Source organism: Bythopirellula sp., from assembly GCF_041737835.1.
GTDB lineage: Bacteria > Planctomycetota > Planctomycetia > Pirellulales > Lacipirellulaceae > Bythopirellula.
This window is the reverse complement of sequence record NZ_JBGSQY010000054.1, coordinates 19,552-45,854: the sequence shown is the minus strand read 5'-3', so window position 1 is coordinate 45,854 and position 26,303 is coordinate 19,552. Positions and strand designations below refer to the sequence as shown.

The following is a 26,303-nucleotide window of genomic DNA, read 5'->3' as shown; positions in this document are numbered from 1 at the left end:
CAATAGATGAACCGACGCAACTTTCTGGCAGCTTCCGCCGTGGCGACAGGCACTGTTATACTTGGCGATCAATTCCTCGCAGCCACAGAAGCGACAAATGATCGCTATAAAATCGGCGTCTGCGACTGGATGATCCTCAAGCGTCAGAGACCTGGGGCTCTTACGTTGGCCAAAGAAATTGGCGTCGACGGGGTGGAACTCGACATGGGTTCGCTGGGGCAACGCGATACGTTTGAAAACGCCCTCGCCGATCCCAAAATCCGCGAGCAATTTCAAAAGCAAGCCGAGGAGCTCGGCATCGAAATCTGCTCAATCGCCATGTCGGGGTTTTACGCACAATCGTTCGCCGAGCGGCCCACCTACAAACAGATGCTGGGCGATTGCATCGCGACGATGACCCAATTCGGCGTCAAAGTCGCTTTTCTCCCGTTGGGAGTGCAGGGCGATCTCAACTTACATCCCGAACTACGGCCCGCCATCGTCGAACGACTGCGTGAAGTCGGCCAAATGGCAAATGATGCCGGTGTGGTCATCGGCATCGAAACGGCCCTCGATGCCCAAGGCGAAGTCGAGTTACTCGAAGAGATCGGTTCCCCCGCGATTCGCAGCTATTTCAATTTTGCCAACGCCCTGCAAAATGAGCGCGATCTTGTCAAAGAGCTACAAACGCTGGGCAAAGACCGAATTTGCCAAATTCACTGCACGGATGAGGATGGCGTTTGGCTGGAAAACAACAAACGGCTCGACATGCCAAAGGTCAAAAAGACACTCGACGACATGGGTTGGAGCGGTTGGCTCGTGATGGAACGTTCCCGCGACGCGAAAAATGCTCGCGACGTGCGCGGCAACTACGGCGCGAACGCCCGCTACCTCAAAAAAATCTTTCAAGCGTCCTAAGTTAGCCGGCATCGTCCCGATGCCGTTCAACCCCTATTCCGGCAGATCCACCACCACTCGCGACAACCCCGGCGTGTGGGCCATTTCCTCACCATCCACCAACACAACCAACCCTGTGCCGCGGTTGTAGCGTTTGCCCGTGCGATCCCAAATGACCGTGACATTGTGCCCACGATACGGCACGCCATCCAAACAGAACCAATCCCAGGAATCATCTGGCAGCAAAGGATCGACAACCAACGTGTTGCCTTCCTGCGGTACGATCCCTACCAAGCCGTTAATCACCAAATCACAGAACGTCGAGTGATTGTAAAACCGGCTCCGCTTTTCTTTTTCACCCGTGATCAGCCACTCGCCGGTGGTTTCGTCCAAATACTCACCAATGAAGGCCACGCCATCCTTTTGATGCGAACGAGCATAGGTCAGCAGTTGCTCGAAATAATCACGTTTGGTGACAAACTCTTGGTCTTGGCTCCTTAGCAAATTGGCGAGCCCAGTGAGAGTTTGGCTCGTCGCGAAGGGCCACACCGCCCCATCCCATTCGCATGTCCCCGTGCCGTGAGTGCGGAATGCTGGGTGTCTTCGCTCTGCCGTCGTGATGCCCCACGGAGCCCAAAAACCTTCGCGATCATTGAGCTGCAGCCAAGCTTCGGCATGATCGTCGTCAGCCAAACTGAACATCCAAGGAATAAAACCGATTTGTTCCCTGACTTTCAATGACTCACCTTCAGCGGACTTGGCGACATAAAACTTCAGATCTTCATCCCAAAGTTTCTCATTCAGCTTCTGCTGTAAATCACGAGCCGCGTGAGAAAACTCATTCGCAACATCATCACGCCCAGCCATCATCGCAATCGAGCTGATCGCCCCGGCATTGGCCGCCATGTAGCTGTTGATCGTCGGCCGCACATTCTGCACGTGCCGTCCGCCGCTGATCGATTCCTCCATGCCGTCTTTGACGTCGTGTTGCCAGAACATGCCGTCTGGGCGACCGCGTTCCGTGACCCAGGTACGATAATCAGCCACCAAATCATCCAGCAGTTCAACCAAAAATTGTTTGTCGCCCGTCACTAAGTAACGCTCGTAAAGTGCCGACGCCGCCCAACTGCTGAACTTATGAAGGTGCGGCATCGGGCCGTCATTAGAGCCCCCGCGAAACCAAAACAGTGTGTAGTCATCGAGCAACTTTTGATCGCCGAGCCAACGCCCCTCGGCGAGGTGATGGCCATAAGCACACGCAATCGTGTTGTGTTTCCCCGCGTGACTGACGGGCGTGATGAACTCGGTGAGTACCAAGCCTTCATCCGTCTGCTTAATGTGCTTACGAAAACTCCACCAACGGAAATAGTAAGTCTCTTCAAACTGTCCGGCGGGGCAATCAAAGAAGGGAATTTGCTCGACCATCCAGCCCCAAGCATTCGCATTGGGAATAGAATTCACGACCGCTTCTTCATCCGCGGCATTGAACTTTTCGAGGTAGTGTCGATAGTTCTCCGGCTTCAGTACAGCCGGCTCGGCGTGAACGTAGTAGATGAGCGTCATCGGCGAAAAAACTGAGCCGCCTAAAATCCACAAGCCGCTGACAAGTAAACGCAGAGGGCGCAATGAGACAGAGGACCGCAGAGATCGAATGACCATCTCCATTTTATATCCTTTGCGTATCTGAGCGACCTTGGCGTACTCTACATTTAATCCGATTCATGCACTCGTTTGATGCGAATCGCCATATAGGGCTTGCCGGGTAGCTCGATCTTGCGTCCGTCGGCATCGCTGTAAAAATAGTCATCGAGCTTCTTGAGCGTGAACGTTTCTTCAACGGGCGTCACCGTCATATCCCAAGCATCCAGCACTTCCGCCGTAAACTTCATCTCCTCGACCGGCGGCATCCCTTTCAATTGCGGTGGGTTCGGCAATTTGAATTCCCACTCTGTTGGCTTCTCCTTGCCAAAGTAAACCAAGTAATACTCAGAACTCTTTCCCGCATACTCAGAGTTCTGCCATTTATCAATCGGATTGATTCCCTCGGCGGGGCTATCTTCCAGCACTTCGCGCAAGAACGCCAACCGCTCGGGGCTCTTCCCTTTCAGCACGCCCCCCTTGGACCACCACAAAATATCGTCGGGGCTCAAATATGTTTCGCCATGCCCCACATAAGTACCGCCAATCGTGCCCGCCCAAAACCGATGGACCATTTCTTCCGCCGAAAGATTGCCCCAACGCTTGGGGATATCTCCTTCATATTTCACTTCATCAAATACAATCGGCTTACGGTAGGCATCGCGATACAATTCCGCCCGTGCGGGATCTTCGACCGCCGCGCCGTTCTGAATACTCGCATGGGTGAGCCATGGCCTCGTTTGATTGAAAAGTTCCTTGCCATTGTGAATCGACAGCAAATGATCATAAGGATCCGCCGCGTCGACGACCTCACCGATGCGCTCCCAATCTTCTTCACGCTTCTCGGTCATGAAATCGTATTCATTGGCCAGCGACCACCACACATTGCGGTACGCACCCAATCGGCTCACGACATATTTCAAATAGCGATCATCCTCGACGGGCGACATACGGTCGAAGCCCCAGTGACCTTCATCGTAAGGGTGCAACAAAATGATGTCGGCTTCGATCCCCAGCTTCTGTAACTCCAGCACGCACTCGTCGAGATGCTGAAAAAACTTGGGATTAAATTTCTCCGTGTTCCAAGTCCGCGGCGGCTTCCCTTCAAACGGATACAATGCGGGCTCATCCATGTTCCAGTTGTAGCGTTTCGGAAACACACAGAATCGCAACTTGTTAAACGGTGAATTGGACAATGTCTCCAACGTCTGCTTTTCCAGTTCTGCCGGCTGATGATTCCAAGCGTAACAGGTTGTCCCCAGTTGCTTGTAAGGCGTGCCGTCGGCATAAGCAAAGTGGAACGTGTTGGCCACACGCACGGGACCATGATTGTCCCCCGTCGGCTTTGTGACCGTGAACTTGCCGGTCTTGCCGTCGAGCTCGGGCCGATTGCTTTTGGTCACGAATTGCCACTCGCCTTGTTTTTCTGGCATGAATCGCAAGCGATAAATTCCATCGCCGTCATAAAAGCCATCGACCTCAACGGAGGTTTCATTCTGAAAGAACTTGGCCGACAGCAACACGTCGACGATAGGATTGCCTTCTTGCGTGCCGTTCAACGAGACCTCGCAAGTTCCCCACTGCTCGACTTCCGGCGTGACTTCGACCGCAGAGGACTCAGCTGCCAGCGCCCGATCTGCAGCCAAACCAATGAGGCACAATCCCAGGACGACAAGGTATCGATACATAGTTTTGTCCAATCAAAAGGGGCTCGTGGCTCTGATTTTGTAGCAAGCCTGACCCGCACTCAGTGGGTTTGCAACCAACGGTGGCAAATGACCATACGAAACGCAATGACGTTGGTTTTCAAGACTTCCGAAGAGTACAATCAACTATCGCAGACACCTCCGTTGCAATCAAGGAATGGAATTTCGCAAATGCTCGTCGCCAAGCATTACTTTTCTCCTACGACCGCCGCTTTACTCGTCGCGCTTGTCCCGACGCTGCTTTTTGGCCAAGCGATCACCGACACATCCAACAGCAAGTTTGCCGTCGTCGAGCCTGTTCCGCTTAATGAAGTCCGCTGGACGGATGGCTTTTGGGCCGACCGGGTCGATACCTGCCACAACAAATCAATCCCCACGATGTGGGCCCTCATGCGCGATGGCACATACAAACCGTTCCTCGAGCATTTTCTGATTGCTGGCGGCAAGGCCGAAGGTGACTACCACGGAGCCCAATGGAACGACGGGGATTTTTACAAGTGGCTCGAAGCGGCTATTGCCACGTATGCCGTCACGCAAGACCAGACTCTTGGCGAAGCGATCGAAACCTCGATCGCCGCGATCGCCGCCGCACAACGGGAGGATGGCTACATCCACACGCCGGTATTGATTCGCGAGCGCAATGGCGATACGTCCGCCAAACCGTTCGAGAACCGCCTCAACTTCGAGATGTACAACATGGGCCATCTCATGACAACGGCTTGCCTGCACTATCGCCTGACACAAAAAACGGACTTACTTGATGCAGCCGAAAAGGCAGCTCGGTTCATGATCAAAACTTTCGAAAATCCGTCCCCGGAACTTGCACGCAATGCTGTCTGCCCATCGCATTATATGGGCGCGATTGAACTCTACCGCACCACGGGCAAGCCCGAGTATCTCAAGCTTGCCCAAACATTCCTTGATATGCGGAACCTCGTGACCGAAGGGGGCGACGACAACCAAGATCTTGTTCCTTTTGTTGAACAAAAAGAAGCAGTCGGCCATGCCGTGCGGGCCAATTACTTATATGCCGGTGCAGCCGATCTCTATGCCGAGACGGGTGACAAATCTTTGCTCGAACCTCTGCAAGCCATTTGGGAAAACTTGGTTCAGAAAAAGCTTTATATCACCGGCGCTTGCGGAGCACTCTATGATGGTGCCTCACCCGATGGAAGTGCCAACCAAGCCCACATCACGCGCACGCACCAATCTTTTGGCCGCAATTATCAACTCCCCACCACGACCGCTCATAATGAAACCTGTGCCAACATCGCTGGTGCGATGTGGAATTGGCGAATGTTTCTGCTCACCGGCGAAGCCAAGTATGTCGACCTCGTGGAGTTGGCTCTTTACAACAGCATCCTCAGCGGCGTTAGCCTCGACGGTACGGAATACTTTTATGTGAATCCGTTGCGCGTCGTCGATCCCTTGCCGGTTGAGCTACGCTATCCTCGCACGCGGCAAAAATTCTTCACGTCGTTCTGCTGCCCACCTAACGTGGTTCGCACGATCGCTGAACTCAGCGGCTATGCCTACAGCAAATCCAACGACTCGGTGTATGTGAATCTTTATGGCAGCAACACGCTCAACACAACCCTCGGCGATGCTCCACTCAAGATCACGCAGACAACCAACTATCCCTGGGATGGCAGAGTCACGCTCACCATTGACGAATGCCCCAGCAAGGAATTTTCTCTGAAGCTTCGCATCCCTGGCTGGAGTGAAGGTGCGACTATCGAGATCAACGGCAAGCCCGTTACAGAAACAATCTTATCGAGCGAATACTTCGAGATTCGCCGCCCGTGGAAAACGGGTGATGTCGTAACGCTTGATCTCCCTATGCCTGCACAATTAATCGAAGCGCACCCACTGGTTGAAGAAACTCAGCATCAAGTCGCCATTAAACGGGGGCCTATCGTTTATTGCCTGGAATCGGCTGACTTGCCCAAGGATGTTCAACTTGAAGACGTTGTGATCCCTGCTGATGCCAAGCTCACGACAAAGTTCGACTCCGATCTGCTCGGGGGAGTTGAAGTTGTTGAAACCGAAGCACTTGTCGAACCAACCACCGACTGGGGTTCAGAACTTTATAGGCCCAAGCTACCTGCTGAAGCCAAGACGATTCCGCTGCGGCTCATTCCCTACTACGCCTGGGCCAACCGCGGGGCAGGTGAGATGACCGTCTGGCTGCCGGTGAAATAGGGCATCAAATATGTCATCCCGAGGGAGGCTTGCCGACCGAGAGATCTGGTTGGCATTTGCGAAGACGTTTAATTGTGTAGGCGATGTTGGCTAGATTCTTCGGCTCGTAGAAGTCGCCTCAGAATGGCTTCAGATGGTCACTCCCGCGTCAGCCACAACACACGTCCTTTGGCTGGCAGTGAAATTTTGCCACCTTGAATCGAATCGCTGGCAACTACTTCGCCGCTTTTTGGATTCAACCATTTCGCTTCATAGCTTCCTTGCGCGAGATTTAGCGATAGCGGTTTCGATTCACCAGCGGCATAAATCAAATAGTTGCCGTCTCCCGCCAAACACCACACATCATCACCTTCTACCACCCCGTCGGTCGGTAACATCGAAACAATCTGTTCGGCCAACTCGTCCGGCAGCTTCACTTCGGCGAGCGAGCCGCCCCCCATCAACACGGCCCAACCATCTCGGCCGCTTCGACAATTCTGATCTGCATAGTACGTGACAGCCTTTTCTGGATGGGCCAGTCGCATCTCACGGACCGCTTTCACAATCGACGCGAACGAACTCTCTTTCGGCTGCAACTGACGCATGTGCTGCCGCGGAGCCAAATTGGCTCCCCCCGGCGGCGCATACAATTTGAAATTCTTGTCGTATGTCCAATACCGAATATCGATTACATCGACATGGGGACTTCGCTCGGGATCGGCGAGGATCGCGTCTTGTACGTCCTTCGTGGCACTTAACGCGACTATGACATCGCGATTGTGTTCGTTCTGCCATTCAATGATAGTGTCGAGCCAAAACTGCACAAACTCCAGCGGGCCGGTGTACTCCGCACTCGTGAGTTGAATCACGTTCGGCGAATTCGCCAAGGCATCCAAACACTGACGGATGTATTGGCGATACAATTCCCGCCGCGGCTCGTACGAGAGATCATAAAAATTGTGCGCCATGAACAACCGCTTGTCGCCAATAAAAGGCGTCGGTTCCGGCAGGCCCATGTCGTTCACGTTATTCGCTGGCCGCCAAGGACAATCGACCCAATGGGCACCTGCTTCGAGAATATTGTGTTGAAAAAAATGCTGATGAAATAATGCAAACCCGTGCTCTTCGCCCAGTTTTGAAAAATCCTTCAGCCGCTGCCAATACCAAGGATTCGGTTTCGTGAGATCGTATTTGCTCAAACCGTCCCACGCTGTCTCTTCACCCGTGCGGGCAAACGGCTGTTCATAAAACGGTGGGATCACCGCACCATCCTCTTGCCGTCCCATGAGATGATCGTCCCGCCGCCGTTCATACCACAAACCGTAGTGATGTTCGTACGCGGCGATATCCTCATCGACCATTTGATCGGCGACCGCAGCAAGATCGTCCGTGAGTCCAGTTCCCGTTCGACCCGGCGCAAAACGGCTGATGTTCGGTCCCATGGCGGGGGCATCATCGGGCCGCATCGTTCCTCGCCACCACGTCGGGTTCATATAACCGCCCGTCTTGACCTTGCCATCGATCACAAGCCAACCATTTTTGATCGACAAGGGATGTGACTCCGCCTGTTTGCTTGTCTGCGGTGCTTTGATCTCTACAGCGTCTACACTTTCCGCTTGCCGCTGGTGTGCTGCATGAGCGAGATTCTCGCGGATGACATCCACAAGTTGCCGCGCGGGTTCATTTGATTCAGTCACAAACTTGGCGGCTTCTTCATAAGTGGGGTTCGTCGCCCCTACGGGCTCGCCCAAGATGGGATCAACTCGCTTGGCCGCTTCCGGTCCAACGCGCTCTGCCAGTTGTGCTTGATAGAGACTCATCGGGTCCACAAAATCGCTGCGCGCTTCGAATGTGCCATCCCCCGAAAACGCCGCCCAATTGCCAAGCGACCAGTTGTTCGCGCCCGGCGGTCGGAAGCAATGGACCGTCGAGGCCCGGCATTGCCACAACACACAATTCGCCGCCGACCAACCGCAACCTGCAGGATTGGTCCAGCGGTTCACTAAGTGCAAGCCGCCACCCTCAACACGAACGTTGTCGTACAACACGCCGGACGCCCAACTTTCGAGCGGTCCACTATCGCTGTGCGCGCGGTCGGCAATGCAATTCACAAACGCATTCGGCCCCGGCGCACAATGCCCGACCGCAAAATCGCGCCGTCCTTCCTCCGACCAACACCGCAAGAAGAGGCCAAGCTGACCTTGAGTAAAGAAGGTATGTCTGCGATAGCCGCCGAGTTCAGAAATCGGTTCCGTCGAAATGCAATCCTCGACGGTGATCCATTTCGTCCCCGGCAGCAAATGCACGGCCCCACCGGCAAACTGGCGGAACGTCACACGCCGCACCCAAGCATTCTGCACGTTGTCAAACGTAATCCCCAACCAGGCATGATCTTCATCTTTGGGGTTCTCGGGTTTCACTTCCGATACCAAATTCAAATCTTCGATGCCAACATTCTCAATCCGCTTAGGCCATGTGTATTTCTGCAGCGTTCCACCACCCCAACGGCGTTCCAAGGCAGTCGTCACCGGAGCATCAAGCGTCACTGTCTTGCCATCGATTGCCGCAATCGTTCGATCCCAGCGAATATCCCGTGACCCCGGCCGCCAACCAACGCCAAAAGCATCTCCACCGACGCTCTTGATCCACTCGACCGTGCTTGGCCGCGTGACGATGACTGAATCACCAACTTTTAAACCTTCGATCGTGGCAAGTTGAACTTGGTTCGCCCCAACAGGAACAATCTCATCGGTAATCTCGATCGCATCCCCCAGCAGTTTTCGCTTTCCCGAACCAATAACGCGAATTAGATCACTTCGATCCGTTCCGGTTGCAACTAGAGTCGTGCCATTTTCGGTGGCCCCTGAACCTTGCAACACGACGCCAGAAGCACGAATCACCAGTTGCCCGGCAATTTGAAATTCCCCTGACGCCAACCTGACGGCACCGCGGAATCCATCCTCATCAAGTGGCAGCCCCGCAACGTGTTCAATCGCCACTTGGATCGCTGCACCATCATCGCCGTCCGTGGGCTTCACGAGTACTTTGACGCTCACTACGGGAAGATCGCGGTCTCCTCCCACATATCCGCAACTTGAAAAATCCGGAATGCGATTTCCCAATTCATCTTTTGCATAAGACAAATGCCCATCGCGATCCACACTCACGGCAGATTTCTGCGCAAGCGCCTCGCTCGTTGAACCTAGCAGCAACAGAAAAATCAGAAGGAATCGTCGCATTAAATTTAGGACGACGGCTCTTCGGCCGAATCGGGAGGGACGGGTGCATAGCGGCGGATAAGGTTGGCGATGATGGAACCCGAGACATTCATCCAAGGACTAAAAACCGCGGACGCGAGTCCCACCGTGCCTAGCTTATTCATCATACCAGCCAACCCCGAGGCCATGCCACCATTTTGCATGGCCACCTCAAAGCCAACCGTAAGGGCCTGCTTGCGTTCCAACCCCGCTAACAAGCTCAGCCAATAACCCAAAATCCAGCCGACGAGGTTATGAATCACCGCGGCGGCAAAGAGCGCAAGACCCACGTGCAACAGATTATCGCGCCCCGCGGCGGTCGTGACGGCCGTGAAGTAAACGATTCCGAACATCGACAGCAGATGAATATTGTCCTCGATCCAATGCCAGCGCGTCGCTGCCCAATGAAATGCCACGCCGACGATCAACCCGCCGGCCACCATGGCCAAGGTTTGCAACAGTGGTACAGGGATTGTTTCTGCCATAAGTGCCCAACCGCCAGCCACCAAGAATGTCAGAAAGCCTAAGCTCAAAATCGCCGCAGTGAAAATCAAACGACGAACCATCGCCGAGGATTGCTTGAGAATATCGTGCAGCAACGCCGCGCCAATGGGCAGCAGCACGATGCGAATGATCTCGCTCATCATCGTAACAAAGTCCATCTCAACGTCTTCGCCCGCCAGCATGTAGATCCAAAACGGCGTGAGCAGAGGCGCGAGCAAGGTTCCCACGGCGGTGAGTGTCACCGACAGCGCCAAGTCGGCACCAGCCAGATAGCACATCACATTCGAGGCCAAGCCGCTCGAACAAGAGCCAATCAAAACGACTCCTGCTGCAATCTCGGGAGGAAACGCAAAAACCTTTGTTAGCGCATAGCCCGTGAGTGGCATGATCATGAACTGCAAGAACGTGCCGATAAATACCGGGTAAGGTATCTTCGCCACGCCGGCGAAGTCGCGCACGCTCATCTTGGTCCCCATGCCGAACATCACCAACTGCACAATGACCAGCAGTATCCACTTGTTACGCAGATCGACCTGCGGGATTTCCACGCCCTCAAAATAGAACGGTCCCAAGTAGAGGAACGTCTCTGGATAACACATCGCCGCGGTCACGGCGGTAATTATCCACGCCGTAAATTGATACCCAGCAAACGCCCGCACGCCCCCCAAGCCAAATGCCGTCAGCATGGTCGTGCTAACCAGTGCCGACCGCCAAAGCGCGTTGCTCCCCCAAAAAAACTCAACAATAAAGAGGGCGAAGGCAACAATGGCAACGCCAAACAGAAAAGTTCGATTCATGCCCAAATGCTACAGCAGGTCTTTGAGGAAATCTACCGCGATCGGTGGACTTGCCAGGATCGGCACCGAGATTTCGCTCTTAGCCATCTGCTCAATCACACGAGCCATCGAAGCTTGGGCTAACACAATCACGTCGACGTGGCCTTTCAAGTCTTCTAAAGCTTTCAACACTGCGGCGTCATGTTCCGCAACGTTGCCACTCATAAGTGCCTCAAAGGCACCCGTGCAAAGATGCGCGGTGATCTCGACTTCCTTGCCCACGTCGTTAGCGCGGCGACGAATGAGTTCCGCGGTTGGCACCAGCGTTGTCGGCAAAGTGGCAATCACTCCGACTCGATTGCCCAGCCGCACGGCTTGGTCAGCCATCGGTTGATCGACTCGCAGAATCGGCACTGAACCATTGCGCTTCGCGGAATCAACCGCGGGACCAATCGACGAGCACGTGACCATGATGTAATCGGCATTCGCACGTTCAGCAGCAGCAATGTGATCCCGCACTCGCTGGCTGGTGCCTTCGCTGAGCGCCCCATCGGCAATGACGTCGCGAATCAGCGAATCGTCAGCGATATGAAGTAAATCAACAGCCAAGTCCATGTCGGCACAGAGCTTGGCGAACACAGGCTCGAGCGTGGACGAGGTATGAATCAGGGCTAAAGTTTTGCGTTTCGTCGGTACCACGGAAATGTGCTACTTGCGAATTGTTGATTTATAACAGCGAGCCAAAATAATCCTCTTTGCCAACCTGCCCCCCCTTAAAGCAAATCTGCAATCCATCCACGGGTCGCCCCGGGGCGGTTGCTTTGCAGAGGGGAGCACCGGGCATCGTGGGACAAATCATTTCCAGCGCCGTCACTCCCATTTCGCGAGTTGCATAGCTGGAGGTATCCCCCCCAGCCAGGCATACACGTTTCAACGAAGTTTGTTCCGCAACCGAAGAGATGATCTGCCCCAAGGCCGCGCCTAAACGACGCGTGCACCAAGCCTGGTTTTCCAAAGAGCGTGCGTTCCGTACGGCAAGTTGCTCGCTGGTGCTTGTCTGCCAAGCGCCCAAATCGAGCTTACCAGTGTGAACGATCACACTCTTGCCTTCATTAATTAGGTTAACCACCTTTGCGGTGACTTGCAGGAGATAAGACTTGCAATCTTCATCCGTAAGAACGCAAGTTTCGAGGGCCATTTCTGCAAATTCCCGGGATAAAGCCCAGTCAATTTGCCCATTCGTCACGGGCGAACAGCTTCCCGACGCAACCAGAATCGGCCCCCCGGCAGCGGCTTCTGGCCAGCTCCGACGGCCTGCTAGCTGACCGGTCGCCTGCCAGTGCATTCCCAGGGCCATCTCCATCCCTGATGACCCCACCGAGAAAAGGGTCTTGCCATCAGAAGCCAAAGCGTCGATCAGGCCTCCCAGTCGCGTCATCTGCTCCGGAGACAATGCATCGCACAGCACGACTTCCGCTCCGTCAGCGACGAGTTTCTGCAAATAACCGCGCTGTTCATCGAAACTTAACGAGAACTTCAAAATGTCAAACAGTGCGATCTGTTTCTTAGTTTGCTGAGCGAGATGTCGGCAAAGATCGCTTTCTAGCATGGGTGTCACAGGATGCCGGCTCGCACTCGGGTGCCGATCCAATCGATACACCACACCACCCTGGGCCACGCTCTCTTGCGCAAAGAGATTGCCGAACACACAGTAGCGCCCCAACCGAGGATTCGCCACAAGGACAGGCACCACGGCCGCACCGCTAAATTCACACCCAACATCAATTGCTTTGCCGATGCTGCCAATTTCCGGCGAAGAATCGAATGTCGAACACACTTTGTAGTGCAGATGTCGCGCGCTTAAAGCATGTAAACTCGCGAACGCGGGGCGTAATTCGGCTTCCATCTCCGTCGGCGGCAAAGACCGTGCGATGCCCGCCAATCCCACGGCCTGCACGCCCGGATATTTTGCGAGCATCTCCTTGGTCGGCGGCTCGGTGAAGAGCACCGTTTTCGCACCAGCCGTCGCCAGCACTTCGAGCGCATCGGTGGAGCCGGTGAAATCGTCGCCGTAATAGGTCAGCAAAAGATCGTTCATGAAAAATCCTTCGTCACTTCAAACCGAATTTTTCATGCGATTGTTTCAAAAGCGGATACTCGGCGATGGCTTCTTCCCAAGACAACCCATCGGCCACTGCCACCCAAGCTTGTTTTAATGCCCGTACCCCGTCGCCAGCTCCCCCCGGATGGGCCATGATTCCCCCCCCGGCTAAATAGAGCAGGTCCAACGTCTGCGTCCGACGGTATGTTTCCGGCGCTTGGCCACCCCACTGGCCTGACGAAACCACGGGTAAGATCGTCTCGCCCACCCCCATGGGCTTGAGACATGCTTGAATGGAACGCACCACCGAATCGTCAGATTCCCAAAACTTGTTCTGAATGCCGTTCACATGCAATTGATCGACCCCGGCCAACCGCCAAAGTTTTTGATAAGCAGCGAATTCAATCCCCAACGCCGGCGAGCGGTTCAGCATCCCCCACCCGTTGCGATGGCCATGCACGGCGAGATCACCCTGATCGCAAATCTTCTTCACCCCCGCGATGCCGAGGCTGTTAAGACTCATCATCACCGCCGTCCCGCCGCTACGCTGAACCTTGTTGTAATGCTCGTGCATCAGGTCGAGTTCGTCGGTGATATTGAACGCCACCATAACCTTTTTGCCGGTATGGTCGGCGTGGCGATTCACGACGTCCATCACCGCAGCGACTCGCTCGTCAAACGGCGAATGCGGCGGATTGGCCATCAGTTCATCGTCCTTGATGAAATCGATGCCCGCTTCCACCAACGTTTTCACGAGAATTGCCGTTTCGCCCGGCGAAAGACCCACACTCGGCTTGATGATCGTGCCAATCATGGGCCGATGCTCAACGCCCATCAGTCGTCGTGTGCCAGCCACGCCAAAACGTGGTCCGACATAATTCTTGGTGAACGACTCAGGAAACTCCAAATCGAGCAGTTTGAGACCCGTAAAATGCCGTAGCTCGTACAGGTTGCCTTGTACGGTCGAAATGAGCGTCGGCAAGTTGGGGCCCACATTCTCTACCGACCAGGAAACAGAAACTTGCGCTCGCTGAAATTTGCCGGTCGGCGATTTGGCCCCCGGCAAGCTAGGAGTAGCGACTTCATCAAGCAGTTCGACATTCTCCACTCGCGCGGCAAAACGCTGCTTGAGTTCCTCGGTTTCGCCGGGCACAGCCACGAAAGTTCCCGACGATTGCTCGCCAGCGAGCGCCGCGGCAGCATCGTCTACGGCGATGGGAGTTTCTATCCAATAGGTCGCAATAATTCTGTCCATAAAAACTATCGTACTCAACAAACAGAATTCTTCCGAGCTTAATCTGCAGTCTAAAAGTCGAGCTTAGTTATTCCAAAACAAATCGCGATATGTCCGCGGCGCATCCCACTTGCCGTAGAAAGTTTGGGGATCGAGGCCGTACAGGAAATCTTCAATGTGCGTATAGCCATCGCCGTTCAGGTCGCCCGCAGCATCGTTCGCATCTTCGGGATTCAAACCATGCTTCTTTTCCCACTCATCCGGCATGCCGTCGCTGTCGGCATCGGCGTAAGGTTCCCCTTCGTATTTGGGATATCCGCCCACCTGTTCGATATCGGTAATGATTCCCTGGCCATCTTCATAGGTAACCGTGCCGCTGCGAACCATTTTCACCACACGATCATCGACCGCGTCCCGCATCGGCAAAGTCGACCCCGCATTCTGCATCACATACTTGTAGGCATCGTCGGCCGATTGCAGCTTGATGTAAGCATGGGGGTAGGGCGCATTGGCGCGAATCTTGGGAAGAAACTGCGCCGCATCGATCCCCGCCGGGGGTTCCACTTGAACCCCGCCATTCCAATTATCTTGCGTCACCTTCTTGTTCCCTTCGACGACGTTCCCAGCCACATAAGCCTTGCCATATTCCCCTTCAAAAAACTTGCTCCGGCGAGATTCCGGCTTAAGAAGGCGATAACTGACCGAATCGTTCACGTCGGTAATGGGCCCAGGCTTATAGTAGTTGTTGATGATGTTGAAAAAGCTCCGATGATCGCCCCCATCCACCGTGCGATGTCGCCAGTTGTAGAGCACATTATTGGCAAACGTGAAATCAAAAATCATCCCTACGCTTGGGTTCCGCCCCGAATTGCATGCCCACAGATTGTGATGGAACGTGCTGTTGTAACCTCCTAACGTACTGCCAAAGGCGTGATTGTAGGTATCTAGCGCTTCGCTGAAGATCGAATTCTGAATCGTAATATTCACCGTCGGCATCTTGATTTCTTTGCTGCCGTCGGGGGGCTGATACATGTGCCGATACATCGACAAGTTCTCATCAAGTCCCCAGCTCGCTGAAACGTGGTCGAGGATCAGATTCCCAACGGGATTGCCCCCCAGCGAATCGTTCCGATCGCCGACCCAAGTCGCACCGCGGCGAAAACGCATGTGACGAATTACGATGTCGTGAGTTTCAAGTTCCACCGTATCGCCGGCAATGCAAACACCGTTACCGGGGGCACTGCTACCATCGATCGTGATATACGGCGCGCGAACAACGATCCGCTCCTCAAGTTTGATGATCCCCGCCACGTTGAACACCACAATCCGCGGCCCGCCTGCTTCTAGGGCTTCGCGGAAACTCCCAGGACCATGGTCATTCAAATTGGTCACCACAAAAACCTTGCCGCCTCGTCCCCCAAAGCTATACATCCCGCCCCCTTGGGCCCCGGGGAAAGCAGGAATCTCCGCCTGGGGCAGCTTATCCGGATGGTCGGCCCAAGGAATAAAAGGTTTGCTATGCTTTTCGCCGTCTTCAATCGTGGGCAAAGCCTTTTGCCAGGCCTCATCCGACCGTTGCCGCATCGCGTCGTACCGTTTTTGCGATTCCGCAGCGACTTCTGGCGTGATCGTGGGATACTGCGCGTGGACTATCTGCGCACAAGTCAGCACAAAGAATCCCGCGAATAAAATTCTGAAAGCCACTGTTACCTCCTCGCTCGGGTGCCACTGCTGGCTTGTCCAGCAGTGCCAGAGTTGCACTGCCACACCAGCCAATCGTTGCTCTCAACACACAAACTCAAAAATCCTCGAGCCGACTACATCTTGTAACCAGCCTTGGACAAATAATTGTTGATCCGACCCTTGTACTTGCGAAACACACCATGCTTTTCGTCAGCCGAGCCCTGATCCATGGCAACCTCACGGGCTTCAAGCAAATAGGCACGAATGGCTCGCTTCTGCTCGTCATCCAAATCGGGCAGCTGCCCCAAATAGCCGTTGTAAGTGTGATGCAACACACCGTAAGTCAGCCCATCTTTCACCTTCTCGACTTGATCGCAGGGGAGTTCCGCGTTCAATTGCGCGAGAAATCGATTGTGGGCTTCAAACATCGCCAGCTTCGCTTGCTGCTCGAAACCGGCAACGGTGGCTGAATCTTTCACTGTGGAAACTTGGCTGTCGCGCGCGGCGTGAATATCGCGCAAAGTGCGATACTGATCGGCAATCAGCGATCGCACTCGTTCCGCTTGGTCGGGGTCACTGAAGGTCATCCCCTCGGTGATTTTTCCAGCCCGCTCGGTGATGACTCGGCTGTAAGCCTCTTCCTCGGATTCACCGTAGACGCAATTCAACGAACTGATAGTCAGCGCGACCACGAAAGCCGTGCCTCGAAACAAATTTGCTAACGACATGGGAATGCCTGATACGGAGACTGCGATAAAGAAGAGATCACATCAAACGACGAGCGAATACCTATATATAAATAGACTAAACAAGCCCACGACTTGCAAACTAGCGGTCGTTTTTGCATTATTTGGTCATTATATCGCAACCCTGGCGTCCGCGCTCTTGGCGCTCATGCAGAGAGTTTTTCACAGATTTCGTCATTCAACAATTTCGCGCGTCGCCTCGTCTTCTGCGGCACGACATTGCAATTCAGGACCTCTTCGATTGCATTGTGCTGTTAATCGCGTTGATTCATCGCTTGTGCCTATTAACACTCGTTACAGATCAGAACATAATTGCGAGTCTATTCATGCTTGCACGAACTCGGTTGTGCAAGTTCGTGTGACAACAGCTTATTCAGCACGGCGGCTTTATTCATGACAACATACCTACAACCCAAACCTACCAAGCGCCCTCAACTCGCGGCCAAACAAGTCTATCTGATGGCTAACGGCGACTTGCGTCTCTCGGCCAATCAAAACTGCTGGGCAGCTCAGCACGAAATGGAACAAGCGATCGGCAAAGCCGTTGCCGCCGCGGGTTGGACCGTTGTTCGCGCTCATCCTTATAAAGAAGACCAACGCCACGGCTTCATCAGTTCGCAAAAAGAGGGGCTCGAAGTTTTTCGCAACCTCGATCCCAAGGCTCCGCTCATCGTCGCCGAGGCCGTTTGGCAATACTCGCATCATTTGCTGCACGGACTCATCACTCACAAGGGCCCCATCCTGACGCTCGCCAACTGGTCGGGCACTTGGCCCGGTTTGGTGGGAATGCTGAATCTCAACGGCTCGCTCACCAAAGCGGGAGTCAACTATTCAACGCTCTGGGCCGATGATTTCGCCGATCCCAAATTCGCCGAAAAACTCAAAACGTGGCTCGAAACCGGCAAAGTCACTCACGCCGTCGACCACGTTCAACCGTTCAAGAAAATCTCCGTCGGCGATGCTGAACGCGAGCTCGGCCAGGCCCTCGCCGAGGAATTGCAACGCGACAAAGCCATCATGGGCGTGTTCGACGAAGGCTGCATGGGCATGTTCAACGCGATCATTCCCGATCACCTGCTCAATCCCACCGGCGTTTACAAAGAACGTCTTAGTCAATCGGCTTTGTACTACGAAACGACGCAGGTTTCCGATGCAGAAGCCGACAAAGCTCGTTCATGGTTGGAAGAGCAGGGTATCAAATTTGAAACCGGACCCAACCACGCCGAACATCTCACCGACGAGCAAATCCGCAAGCAACTCAAAATGTACATCGCCGCGGTGCGCATCGCCGACGATTTCGGCTGCGATTGCATTGGCATTCAGTATCAACAGGGCCTGAAAGATTTGCTCCCCGCCAGCGATCTGGTCGAAGGAACGCTCAACAATACCAGCCGTCCCCCCGTCACGAGCCGCGATGGTTCGCGAGTGCTTTACGAGAACGAACCGATCCCCCACTTCAACGAAGTCGATGAATGCGCGGGGCTCGATGGCCTGATGACCTACCGCATTCACAAGGCGATGGGCCAGCCCGTGGAAAACACGCTGCATGACTTGCGTTGGGGTGATTGGGACAAATCAGGCACGACCGACGAATACGTGTGGGTCTTCGAGATCAGCGGTAGTGTTCCCCCCGAGCACTTGATCGGTGGTTGGGCGGGGGTCACGAGCGTTCGCCAGCCGGCGATGTACTTTCCCAACGGCGGCGGCACGATCAAAGGTATTTCCAAGCCGGGCGAAATTGTTTGGTCGCGGATCTTCGTCGAAGAGGGCAAGCTGAAAATGGACTGCGGCCGCGCGAAGGTGATCGAACTTCCGCTCTCCGAAACAGAGCGTCGCTGGAACGAAACCACACCGCAATGGCCGATCATGCACGCGGTCACCTACGGCGTATCACGCGATCAAATGATGGCCCGTCACAAGAGTAACCACATTCAAGTTGCCTACGCCCACTCCGCTGCCGAAGCCAACGCCGCGTTGCTGGCCAAGGCCGCGATGGCCGAAGCACTGGGATTGGAAGTCAGCATCTGTGGCACCATGCCGTCTTAAGCCTTACACGAAAGTTGTCTATGCCCACTCGCGGGGAAATTGTCGCCGATCTCGTGAACCTATCACGGTGGCTCGGTGCGCCGGAACAAGATTGCGCAATCCTCGGCGAGGGCAACACCTCGGCGCGGCTTTCGGACGAGACGTTTCTCATCAAGTCCAGCGGCACGCAACTCGGCACGCTCGATGAGCAAAGCTTTGTCGAAGTCGATTTCAAGCGCACCTTGGCGATGCTCGACGAGACAAACGCCACCGACGAGGCCGTTCGCCAGCAGTTGATCGGCACCAAAGTCGATGCCACGGACGCCCGTCTACCTTCCGTGGAAACGTCGTTTCACGCCGTGTTTTTGTCGCTTCCCGGGGTCAACTTTGTCGGCCACACACATCCAACCGCAATCAATGCGTTTACGTGTTCGCAGGGGTTTGAAGAAGCCTTGCGACATCGGCTTTTTCCCGATGAAGTCGTCGTTTGCGGTCCCGAGCCGTTGTTGATTCCGTATGTTGATCCCGGCGTGGTCCTCGCGCGGGTGATCCGTGACGAACTAGAAAAATACCTCGATCGCATCGGTCATCCTCCGAAAACCGTCTACATGCAAAACCACGGTTTCACGGCCCTCGGTGCGACCGCCAAACAAGTGCAGGCAATCACCGCGATGGCCGTCAAAACGGCCCGCATCCTTTGCGGAACCTATGCCTTCGGGGGCCCTCGCGCGATGGGCATCGACAACGTCGAGCGAATTCACAATCGCACGGACGAACATTACCGCCAGCGAATTATCGAAAACCGTTAAACAGCAAGCCGCTCTTCATGGCCAACTCTTCAACATCTCGTCTGCCGGTTGGCGTCATCGGCCTCGGCCTGTTGGGGACAGCCCTTGCCGAACGCCTGTTAGGTGCTGGTTACCCCACACACGTTTGGAACCGCACGCGCGAAAAAGCCGATGAACTCATCCAAGCCGGGGCGATCTGGTCCGACAATCCCCTCACCGCTTGCGAGACGATTGTCATCAGTCTCTACACAACCGACGTTGTGCTTGAAGTTCTCGAACAGATGAAGTCCGGTTTTAAGCCGGGCCAAATTCTGATCGACACCACGACGGGCGACCCGACTCAAACCTCAACCTTGGGCAAACAGCTTGCCGAGCAAGGCGTGCAATATCTTGAATCACCCATCGCCGCCTCAAGCGAACAAACCCGTCGCGGTGAAGCCCTGGCGATGATCGCTGGCGACGAACACGCCTTCGAGCAATGCCGCGAGGTGATCGATTGCCTCGCCCCCAAAAGTTTTTATCTGGGACCTTGGGGGGCCGCCACTAAGATGAAGTTGGTGAACAACTTGGTGCTCGGGCTCAACCGCGTGGCCTTGGCCGAGGGTCTGGTCTTCGCCAAAGCCATTGGCATGGATCCCCGCACGGCGCTCGGCGTGTTGCAAGCCGGCAATGCCTATTCCGTGGTGATGGATGTGAAGGGCCAGAAAATGCTCGACAAAGAGTTTTCGCCACAAGGCAAACTCTCGCAGCATCTCAAAGATGTACGACTGATTTTGGAAGAAGCCCACCGCGCTGGCATTGAACTCCCCTTATCGCAAGTGCATCGCCAACTTCTGCTCGCCGCCGAAGCAGCCGGCTTCGGCGAGCAAGACAACTCAGCGATCATTCATGCCGTTGAACATTCGCGAGGATAACATGGTGAGACTGCTTTTTACGCTCTTAATATTACTCGTACTGACTACGGCGACGTTGGCAGGCGAAGTGGCCTTTGATTCGTCACAACCGGGCAAGCTCATCATCACTCTCGGCGGAAAGCCACTTGCCGAATACGTTTATCAAGATTCCCAGATTCCACGACCCTACTTCGCAGCCATACATGCCCCCAACGGCGAACAAGTCACCCGCCCCCAGCCGCCTGATCCAAAACTCGACATTGCCGACCATCCGCTGTTCCACCCGGGAATCTGGCTGGCGTTTGGAATCTTGAACGATTCAGACTACTGGCGTAACGCCGGAAAGGTGGAGTTCATCGAATTCACCGAGAAACCACACGCGACTTCGGACGGCGGCGAGTTTACGGCGCGGTTCCGCTATCTCGATCAGAAAGATCCCAAACAAGTCGTCTGCGATGAATTGTTTAAATGCCGTATCCTCGAACGACCGGAAGGAACGCTCGTAGTTTGGGATTCCATTTTCTCGTCCGACAAAGAATTCACCTTTGGCGATCAGGAAGAAATGGGACTCGGCATCCGCCTTGCCACGCTGCTACGGTCCGAACAACAACCACGCGGCACAATCCCCGCGGGCACCGGCACAATCCGCGATGCCGCTGGCCGAAAAAACGGCGCCGAAGTTTGGGGCAACTCCTCCGAATGGTGCGACTTCAGTGGCACGAGCAACGGCAAGCCTGTCGGCGTCACTTTGATGTGCCATCCCGACAACTTCCGCCCCAGTTGGTTTCATGCCCGCGATTACGGACTGCTTGTCGCCAATCCCTTTGGCCAAAAAGCCTTTCACAAAGGTGACGAAAGCAACATCAAAGTGAAGCCGGGCGAGTCGCTCCAACTACGCTATGGAATACTCCTTCATTCCGGCAAAGAGCCTGATCTCGCTGCCGCGTATCAAGACTACGTCAAACTCTCACCACAATAGTTTGTAATTCTCAAGCATGTCATTGCCGCAACCCACGACTGAATTAACCCGCGGAGGCCGCTGGGCCGTTTTGGCCGCCGCATTTGCGGGGCTTGTGTTCGACGGCATCGAGTTGGGCCTCATGCCCGTGGCATCTCTTTCAGTCACCAAGAGTTTGCTCGGCGATCAATTCACCGACAAGCTCGGTGGGCAATGGTTTGCTTGGTACACGGCATCGTTGATGCTCGGCGCCGCGATTGGGGGAAGTTTCCTCGGCAACTTGGGTGATCGCATTGGCCGCGCGCGGGCGATGGGCGTGAGCATCATGTTTTATTCCGCCTTCGCCGGCTTGGGAATGTTCGTGCGAACGTGTGAAGAAATGCTCGTGCTCCGCTTTCTCGTCGGTCTTGGTGTGGGTGGAATGTGGCCCAACGGCGTCGCGCTCGTCGCCGAGTGTTGGTCCGACAAATCACGCCCCACCGTTTCGGGCATACTCGGCGCCGGTATTAATGCCGGCATCGTGTTGCTTTCGCTGATCGGAATGTTCTACAAAATCACTCCCGATTCCTGGCGCTGGTTGTTCGGCTTAGCCGCGGTGCCATTGGTGTTGGGAATCCTAGTGTTAGTTTTTCTTCCCGAATCCCCCAAATGGCTCGCCTCGCGCGGGTCAGATAAACAGTCGAAGCAACCGCTGCGAAATCTCTTTCAAGGGGATTTGCTCAAGCCAACAATCTTTGGCATTTTGCTCGCCTCGGTGCCGCTTGTCGGTGCCTGGGCTGGCAGCAAGTGGATGATTCCCTGGGCCGATCACGTCGGCGGTGCGTCGGTCCCAGGTTATAAGTCAACTACTCAACTCTGTTGGGCCATCGGCGCGACGATCGGCAGCTTCGTTGGCGCTCCCCTAGCGGCAGCCATTGGTCGCCGACTGTCGTATATCCTGATCAGCATCGGCGCAACAATTCTGACGTGGGCCATGTTTCAATGGACGGCCCCGCTTGAACCTTCGTTTCTGCCCATCGTTTTTGCCCAAGGACTGGTGGCCACATTATTCTTCGGCTGGCTGCCGCTGTATCTGCCCGAACTCTTTCCCGTTCAAATTCGCGCTACCGGTGCGGGCGTTTCCATGAACATCGGCCGCTTTGCCACAGCCGGGGGCGTTCTCGCCGCGGGGGCTTTGTTTTCAACTTTTGACAACGACTACTCTGCCATCGGCGCAGCCTGTTCGTTGATCTACGCCCTGGGAATTCTCGTCATCCTTTGCGCGCCCAAGGCGAGCCTCACGCGCTACGAAGTCTAAATCGCCCGCGTTTCTGCCGCGATCCCTTGTGGCACTCCAATTGCATTTCCTTACGACAGGGACTGCGTTAAGGCAGATTTACCGAAGGAGCGATGGTGCCATGGCTTTCATGGTGGTGGTTGCGAAACCACACCCGTTTTGGGGAGTAACTCGATGGCTCGTCCGATTTGGAAGGGGCATGTGTCCTTCGGTTTGGTGAATGTTCCCGTCGTTCTGTTTTCCGCCGAGCAGCGGGCCGACATCAGCTTTCGACTCATCGACAGCCGCAATACGGCCCGCATTCGTTACGAGCGCGTCAACGAAGAAACCGGCGAAGAAGTCCCTTGGGACAAGATCGTCAAAGGCTTCGAATACGAATCCGGCAACTACGTGCTCCTGAGCGACGAAGAACTCGAAACCGCGTCCGTCGAAATGACGCGCACGATCGAGATCGAACAGTTTGTTGATCTCAGCCAAATCGACATTCGCTATTTTGACCGACCATACGTCTTGGTCCCCGACAAGAAGGGCGAGAAAGGCTACGTCCTATTGCGCGAAGCCATTGCCGCATCCGGCAAGGCGGGAATTGCCAGCGTGGTGATCCGCTCACGGCAATACTTGGCCGCATTAGTTGCCAGCGGCGATGCGTTGCTCGTGGAACTCTTGCGATTCCATCAAGAGCTACGCGATCTCGGCGATTTCGAATTGCCGGGGCATGACCTGCGCACTTTGAAAGTCAGCAAGAAAGAAATTGATCTCGCCGCGCAACTCATCGACGGCATGACCACCGAGTGGGATGCCGCCGAGCATCACGATGAATATCGCGACGTGTTGATGAAGCTCATCGAAAAGAAAATTAAATCGGGCAAGACCGAAGCCATCGACGTGGAAGATGCTGAAGAAGACGAGGAAGAAGAACCTCAAACGATCAACTTTATGGACGTGCTCAAGAAAAGCGTGGCGGGGGCAGGAAAAGCCAAAAAGAAGGCACCCACCAAACGCAAGACGGCCACGCGCAAGAAAAAAGCTCCTCCGCGTAAAACAGCCGCCAAGAAACGGCGGACCGGTTAACCATGAGCCTCACCGAATACAAACGCAAACGCAACTTCCGAAAAACTTCCGAACCGGAGGCCAATGGCCAAGCTGCGCACGGTCATAGCTTTGTGATTCAAAAACACACGGCGAGCCATCTCCACTACGACTTTCGCTTGGAACTCGACGGCACGCTCAAAAGCTGGGCCGTGCCGAAAGGTCCCAGCCTGAATCCGACGGTGAAATCGCTCGCCGTGCATGTTGAAGATCACCCGCTCTCTTATGCCAACTTCGAGGGCACAATCCCGCAGGGACAATACGGTGGGGGAACCGTTATGGTCTGGGATCGCGGCACGTGGGACCCGGAGGGCGACTCGGTCAAAGATTACAAGCGCGGCAAGCTCTCTTTCGTTTTGCACGGCAAAAAGCTATCAGGTCGCTGGTCGCTTGTTCGCATGAGTGGCAAGGCAGGGGAAGACGGCAAAAATTGGCTGCTCATCAAGAGCGACGACTCCTCCGCGAACAAGAAGAAAAACATTCTCACCACCGAGCCCAACAGCGTACTCTCGGGCCGTGATATGGACGAAATCGCCGCGGCCAAGGATCACGTTTGGCAAAGCAACGGAAAATCTCAAAAAACGAAAGCGAAAGCCAAATCCAAGCCTGCAACCCGCGTAGCGCGAAACGGCAAGCCTTCTACCGTCAATCCCTCAATGTTGACCGACGCCAAGAAAAAATTGCAACCGGCCGAATTCAAGCCGCAGCTGGCCACCCTCGGCACGAGCGTTCCGACGGGGGACAACTGGCTGCACGAAATGAAATTCGACGGCTACCGCATCCTGGCCTTTTTCGAGCAAGGCCAGATCCGCCTCGTCACGCGCAACGGCAACGACTGGACGCGCAAATTCCCCACGCTCGGCAAAGCGCTGGCTCAACTACCGATTCAAACTGTCATTCTCGATGGCGAAGTTGTTTCGCTCGATAGCGATGGCCGACCTGATTTCCAGCAATTGCAAAACTTGCTCAAACGGGGCGACGACAAAGAAATCGTCTACTACATCTTCGACGCGCCCTATTATGGCGGATATTCGCTGCAGAAAACTCCACTCATCGAACGCAAGGAACTGCTCGCCCAACTTTTCAAGAATCTCGGTGACAATTCGATCATTCGCTACAGCGATCATATCGCAGGGCAGGGGAGTTCCGTCCTCGATAATGCGTGCCAGCTCGGCATGGAAGGAATCGTCTCGAAGCAGACTCAAAGCGGCTACAGCGAAGCCCGCTCCTCGGCATGGATCAAATCGAAATGCACCAAGCGGCAGGAATTCGTGATCGGTGGCTACACCAAGCCAACCGGTTCGCGGGTCGGCTTTGGTTCGCTGCTCTTGGGTTATTACGAAAACGGCAAGCTAATCTACGCGGGCCGCGTCGGCACGGGCTTCAACGCCACTTCGCTCCGGCAGATTCACAAAGAGCTCAAAAAAATCAAAACCGAAAATTCTCCCTTTGAGCATCAGTTGGAAGCTGCCCAGGCTCGCGGAGCGACATGGGTTGAACCCGTCTTGGTGGCCGAAGTCGAATTCACCGAGTGGACCGACGATGGACTGCTCCGGCATCCCTCGTTTCAAGGCTTGCGCGAAGACAAACCGGCCAAGCAAATCGTTCGCGAAAAGGCTCAACCCCTGAAGAAAAAACAAGCGGCTACCAAACGATCGCGTCCCAGATCCCAGCCGACAGAAGATGATGCCAGGGTCGCGGGGGTCGTCATCACGCATCCCGGCCGCGTGGTCTATCCCGAACAAGGTCTCACGGAGCTCGACCTCGCCCAGTACTACGAATCCGTGGGCGATAGGATTTTGCCGTATGTCGCGGATAGACCGCTCACGCTGGTTCGCTGCCCGCAAGGACGCAAGGGTCAATGCTTCTATCAAAAGCATCTCAACGATTCTTTGCCCGACGCGCTGCGGGGCGTGGTGGCCAACGAAGATGAAGAAGAATATGTCGTGCTCGACGACGTCGCTGGCTTGGTGTCGCTCGTGCAGATGGGCGTACTCGAAATTCACCCTTGGGGATCGCGTGCCGAGAGCTTGGAGAAACCGGATCAAATCGTGTTCGATCTCGATCCCGGGCCGGGCATCGTCTGGAAGCAAGTCATCGAGGCAGCCCGCGCGATTCGCAAGCGGATCAGTTCCGTGAAACTTGAATCCTTTGTCCGCACATCGGGAGGCAAAGGGCTGCATGTGGTTATCCCACTCAAACCCGGCTCGACCTGGGAAAAGGTGAAGCAGTTCGCCAAAACCATGGCGCTGGACATGCAAAAAGACGATCCGGCGCTCTACATCGCGACGGCGAGCAAAGCAAAACGCAATAAGAAAATCTTCATCGATTACCTGCGCAACTCGCGCGGCGCGACTTCCGTGGCCTGCTATTCCACGCGGGCTCGCGCCGGCGCGCCGGTCGCTATGCCGCTTCGTTGGGAAGAACTCGGCAAACTCAAATCGCCGGATCAATACACGGTCGAAAACAGCCTGCGACGGCTTTCCACTTTGAAAACCGATCCTTGGGATGGATTCTTTCAGCTTAAGCAAACATTGAGGTGAGCAATGAGATTTGGTGATCGATTTTGGTT

The 26,303-nt window shown here is 54.9% G+C and carries 18 protein-coding genes; 9 read left to right on the top strand and 9 right to left on the bottom strand.

The window, feature by feature from the left end:
* Positions 1 to 6: 6 nt before the first annotated feature.
* Entirely contained in the window at positions 7 to 897 is an 891-nt protein-coding gene (locus AC6T8Q_RS17145; protein WP_500680249.1) for a sugar phosphate isomerase/epimerase family protein, read from the top strand.
* Between the two features lie 33 nt (positions 898 to 930).
* On the opposite strand, the gene AC6T8Q_RS17140 is transcribed toward AC6T8Q_RS17145, so the two are convergent.
* Both AC6T8Q_RS17140 and AC6T8Q_RS17135 read right to left on the bottom strand, forming a co-directional pair.
* Complete coding sequence (locus tag AC6T8Q_RS17140; protein ID WP_500680248.1) at positions 931 to 2,439, bottom strand: MGH1-like glycoside hydrolase domain-containing protein; 1,509 nt, start codon at positions 2,437 to 2,439, stop codon at positions 931 to 933.
* Positions 2,440 to 2,585: 146 nt separating this feature from the next.
* Positions 2,586 to 4,202 carry a DUF5060 domain-containing protein gene (locus tag AC6T8Q_RS17135; RefSeq protein ID WP_500680247.1) on the bottom strand — a complete coding sequence of 539 codons (1,617 nt, stop codon included), beginning with the start codon at positions 4,200 to 4,202 and terminating at the stop codon, positions 2,586 to 2,588.
* 105 nt (positions 4,203 to 4,307) lie between these two features.
* Between AC6T8Q_RS17135 and AC6T8Q_RS17130 the strand changes: the two genes are divergently transcribed.
* Complete coding sequence (locus AC6T8Q_RS17130) at positions 4,308 to 6,422, top strand: glycoside hydrolase family 127 protein (RefSeq protein WP_500680246.1); 2,115 nt, start codon at positions 4,308 to 4,310, stop codon at positions 6,420 to 6,422.
* Between the two features lie 137 nt (positions 6,423 to 6,559).
* Here the strand turns inward: AC6T8Q_RS17130 and AC6T8Q_RS17125 are convergent, their stop codons facing one another.
* The 7 genes from AC6T8Q_RS17125 to AC6T8Q_RS17095 form a co-directional block, all read right to left on the bottom strand.
* Positions 6,560 to 9,640: a DUF6298 domain-containing protein gene (locus tag AC6T8Q_RS17125; protein ID WP_500680245.1), complete on the bottom strand. Its 3,081-nt coding sequence runs from the start codon at positions 9,638 to 9,640 to the stop codon at positions 6,560 to 6,562.
* Positions 9,641 to 9,645: 5 nt separating this feature from the next.
* Entirely contained in the window at positions 9,646 to 10,959 is a 1,314-nt protein-coding gene (locus AC6T8Q_RS17120; RefSeq protein ID WP_500680244.1) for a bile acid:sodium symporter family protein, read from the bottom strand.
* 9 nt (positions 10,960 to 10,968) lie between these two features.
* A complete protein-coding gene (locus tag AC6T8Q_RS17115) occupies positions 10,969 to 11,637 on the bottom strand; it encodes an aspartate/glutamate racemase family protein (protein WP_500680243.1) in 669 nt (222 codons plus the stop codon).
* A gap of 28 nt (positions 11,638 to 11,665) precedes the next feature.
* Positions 11,666 to 13,036: a four-carbon acid sugar kinase family protein gene (locus AC6T8Q_RS17110; RefSeq protein WP_500680242.1), complete on the bottom strand. Its 1,371-nt coding sequence runs from the start codon at positions 13,034 to 13,036 to the stop codon at positions 11,666 to 11,668.
* 13 nt (positions 13,037 to 13,049) lie between these two features.
* Positions 13,050 to 14,294 (bottom strand): ribulose-bisphosphate carboxylase large subunit family protein, encoded by a 1,245-nt coding sequence (locus AC6T8Q_RS17105; protein ID WP_500680241.1) that lies wholly within the window; start codon positions 14,292 to 14,294, stop codon positions 13,050 to 13,052.
* A gap of 63 nt (positions 14,295 to 14,357) precedes the next feature.
* Positions 14,358 to 15,977: a pectate lyase family protein gene (locus AC6T8Q_RS17100; RefSeq protein ID WP_500680240.1), complete on the bottom strand. Its 1,620-nt coding sequence runs from the start codon at positions 15,975 to 15,977 to the stop codon at positions 14,358 to 14,360.
* A 113-nt stretch (positions 15,978 to 16,090) separates the two neighbouring features.
* The gene (locus AC6T8Q_RS17095) at positions 16,091 to 16,684 is read right to left on the bottom strand and encodes a DUF3826 domain-containing protein (protein WP_500680239.1); all 594 of its coding nucleotides are present in this window, start codon (positions 16,682 to 16,684) and stop codon (positions 16,091 to 16,093) included.
* Between the two features lie 411 nt (positions 16,685 to 17,095).
* Between AC6T8Q_RS17095 and AC6T8Q_RS17090 the strand changes: the two genes are divergently transcribed.
* From AC6T8Q_RS17090 to ligD, 7 genes are all read left to right on the top strand, one after another.
* Positions 17,096 to 18,748 (top strand): fucose isomerase, encoded by a 1,653-nt coding sequence (locus AC6T8Q_RS17090; protein ID WP_500680238.1) that lies wholly within the window; start codon positions 17,096 to 17,098, stop codon positions 18,746 to 18,748.
* 20 nt (positions 18,749 to 18,768) lie between these two features.
* Entirely contained in the window at positions 18,769 to 19,536 is a 768-nt protein-coding gene (locus AC6T8Q_RS17085) for a class II aldolase/adducin family protein (protein ID WP_500680237.1), read from the top strand.
* Positions 19,537 to 19,553: 17 nt separating this feature from the next.
* Positions 19,554 to 20,429, top strand: coding sequence for an NAD(P)-dependent oxidoreductase (locus AC6T8Q_RS17080; RefSeq protein WP_500680236.1), 876 nt, complete (start codon positions 19,554 to 19,556; stop codon positions 20,427 to 20,429).
* A complete protein-coding gene (locus AC6T8Q_RS17075; RefSeq protein WP_500680235.1) occupies positions 20,404 to 21,387 on the top strand; it encodes a DUF6807 domain-containing protein in 984 nt (327 codons plus the stop codon). The genes AC6T8Q_RS17080 and AC6T8Q_RS17075 overlap by 26 nt, the downstream gene beginning before the upstream one ends.
* A gap of 16 nt (positions 21,388 to 21,403) precedes the next feature.
* Positions 21,404 to 22,663, top strand: a complete 1,260-nt coding sequence (locus AC6T8Q_RS17070) for an MFS transporter (protein ID WP_500680234.1) — start codon at positions 21,404 to 21,406, stop codon at positions 22,661 to 22,663.
* A 153-nt stretch (positions 22,664 to 22,816) separates the two neighbouring features.
* Positions 22,817 to 23,713, top strand: a complete 897-nt coding sequence (ku, locus tag AC6T8Q_RS17065) for a non-homologous end joining protein Ku (RefSeq protein ID WP_500680233.1) — start codon at positions 22,817 to 22,819, stop codon at positions 23,711 to 23,713.
* Between the two features lie 2 nt (positions 23,714 to 23,715).
* Positions 23,716 to 26,274: a DNA ligase D gene (gene ligD / locus AC6T8Q_RS17060; protein WP_500680232.1), complete on the top strand. Its 2,559-nt coding sequence runs from the start codon at positions 23,716 to 23,718 to the stop codon at positions 26,272 to 26,274.
* The last annotated feature ends 29 nt before the right edge of the window (positions 26,275 to 26,303 follow it).

Excerpts from the sequence above, each read along its gene's own strand:
- AC6T8Q_RS17095 (WP_500680239.1), bottom strand. The coding sequence starts at position 16,684 with ATGTCGTTAGCAAATTTGTTTCGAGGCACGGCTTTCGTGGTCGCGCTG.
- AC6T8Q_RS17110 (WP_500680242.1), bottom strand. The coding sequence starts at position 13,036 with ATGAACGATCTTTTGCTGACCTATTACGGCGACGATTTCACCGGCTCC.
- AC6T8Q_RS17085 (WP_500680237.1), top strand. The coding sequence starts at position 18,769 with ATGCCCACTCGCGGGGAAATTGTCGCCGATCTCGTGAACCTATCACGG.
- ligD (WP_500680232.1), top strand. The coding sequence starts at position 23,716 with ATGAGCCTCACCGAATACAAACGCAAACGCAACTTCCGAAAAACTTCC.
- AC6T8Q_RS17070 (WP_500680234.1), top strand. The coding sequence starts at position 21,404 with ATGTCATTGCCGCAACCCACGACTGAATTAACCCGCGGAGGCCGCTGG.
- AC6T8Q_RS17080 (WP_500680236.1), top strand. The coding sequence starts at position 19,554 with ATGGCCAACTCTTCAACATCTCGTCTGCCGGTTGGCGTCATCGGCCTC.
- AC6T8Q_RS17075 (WP_500680235.1), top strand. The coding sequence starts at position 20,404 with ATGCCGTTGAACATTCGCGAGGATAACATGGTGAGACTGCTTTTTACG.
- AC6T8Q_RS17140 (WP_500680248.1), bottom strand. The coding sequence starts at position 2,439 with ATGACGCTCATCTACTACGTTCACGCCGAGCCGGCTGTACTGAAGCCG.
- AC6T8Q_RS17135 (WP_500680247.1), bottom strand. The coding sequence starts at position 4,202 with ATGTATCGATACCTTGTCGTCCTGGGATTGTGCCTCATTGGTTTGGCT.
- AC6T8Q_RS17090 (WP_500680238.1), top strand. The coding sequence starts at position 17,096 with ATGACAACATACCTACAACCCAAACCTACCAAGCGCCCTCAACTCGCG.
- ku (WP_500680233.1), top strand. The coding sequence starts at position 22,817 with ATGGCTCGTCCGATTTGGAAGGGGCATGTGTCCTTCGGTTTGGTGAAT.
- AC6T8Q_RS17130 (WP_500680246.1), top strand. The coding sequence starts at position 4,308 with ATGACGTTGGTTTTCAAGACTTCCGAAGAGTACAATCAACTATCGCAG.
- AC6T8Q_RS17105 (WP_500680241.1), bottom strand. The coding sequence starts at position 14,294 with ATGGACAGAATTATTGCGACCTATTGGATAGAAACTCCCATCGCCGTA.
- AC6T8Q_RS17120 (WP_500680244.1), bottom strand. The coding sequence starts at position 10,959 with ATGAATCGAACTTTTCTGTTTGGCGTTGCCATTGTTGCCTTCGCCCTC.
- AC6T8Q_RS17125 (WP_500680245.1), bottom strand. The coding sequence starts at position 9,640 with ATGCGACGATTCCTTCTGATTTTTCTGTTGCTGCTAGGTTCAACGAGC.
- AC6T8Q_RS17145 (WP_500680249.1), top strand. The coding sequence starts at position 7 with ATGAACCGACGCAACTTTCTGGCAGCTTCCGCCGTGGCGACAGGCACT.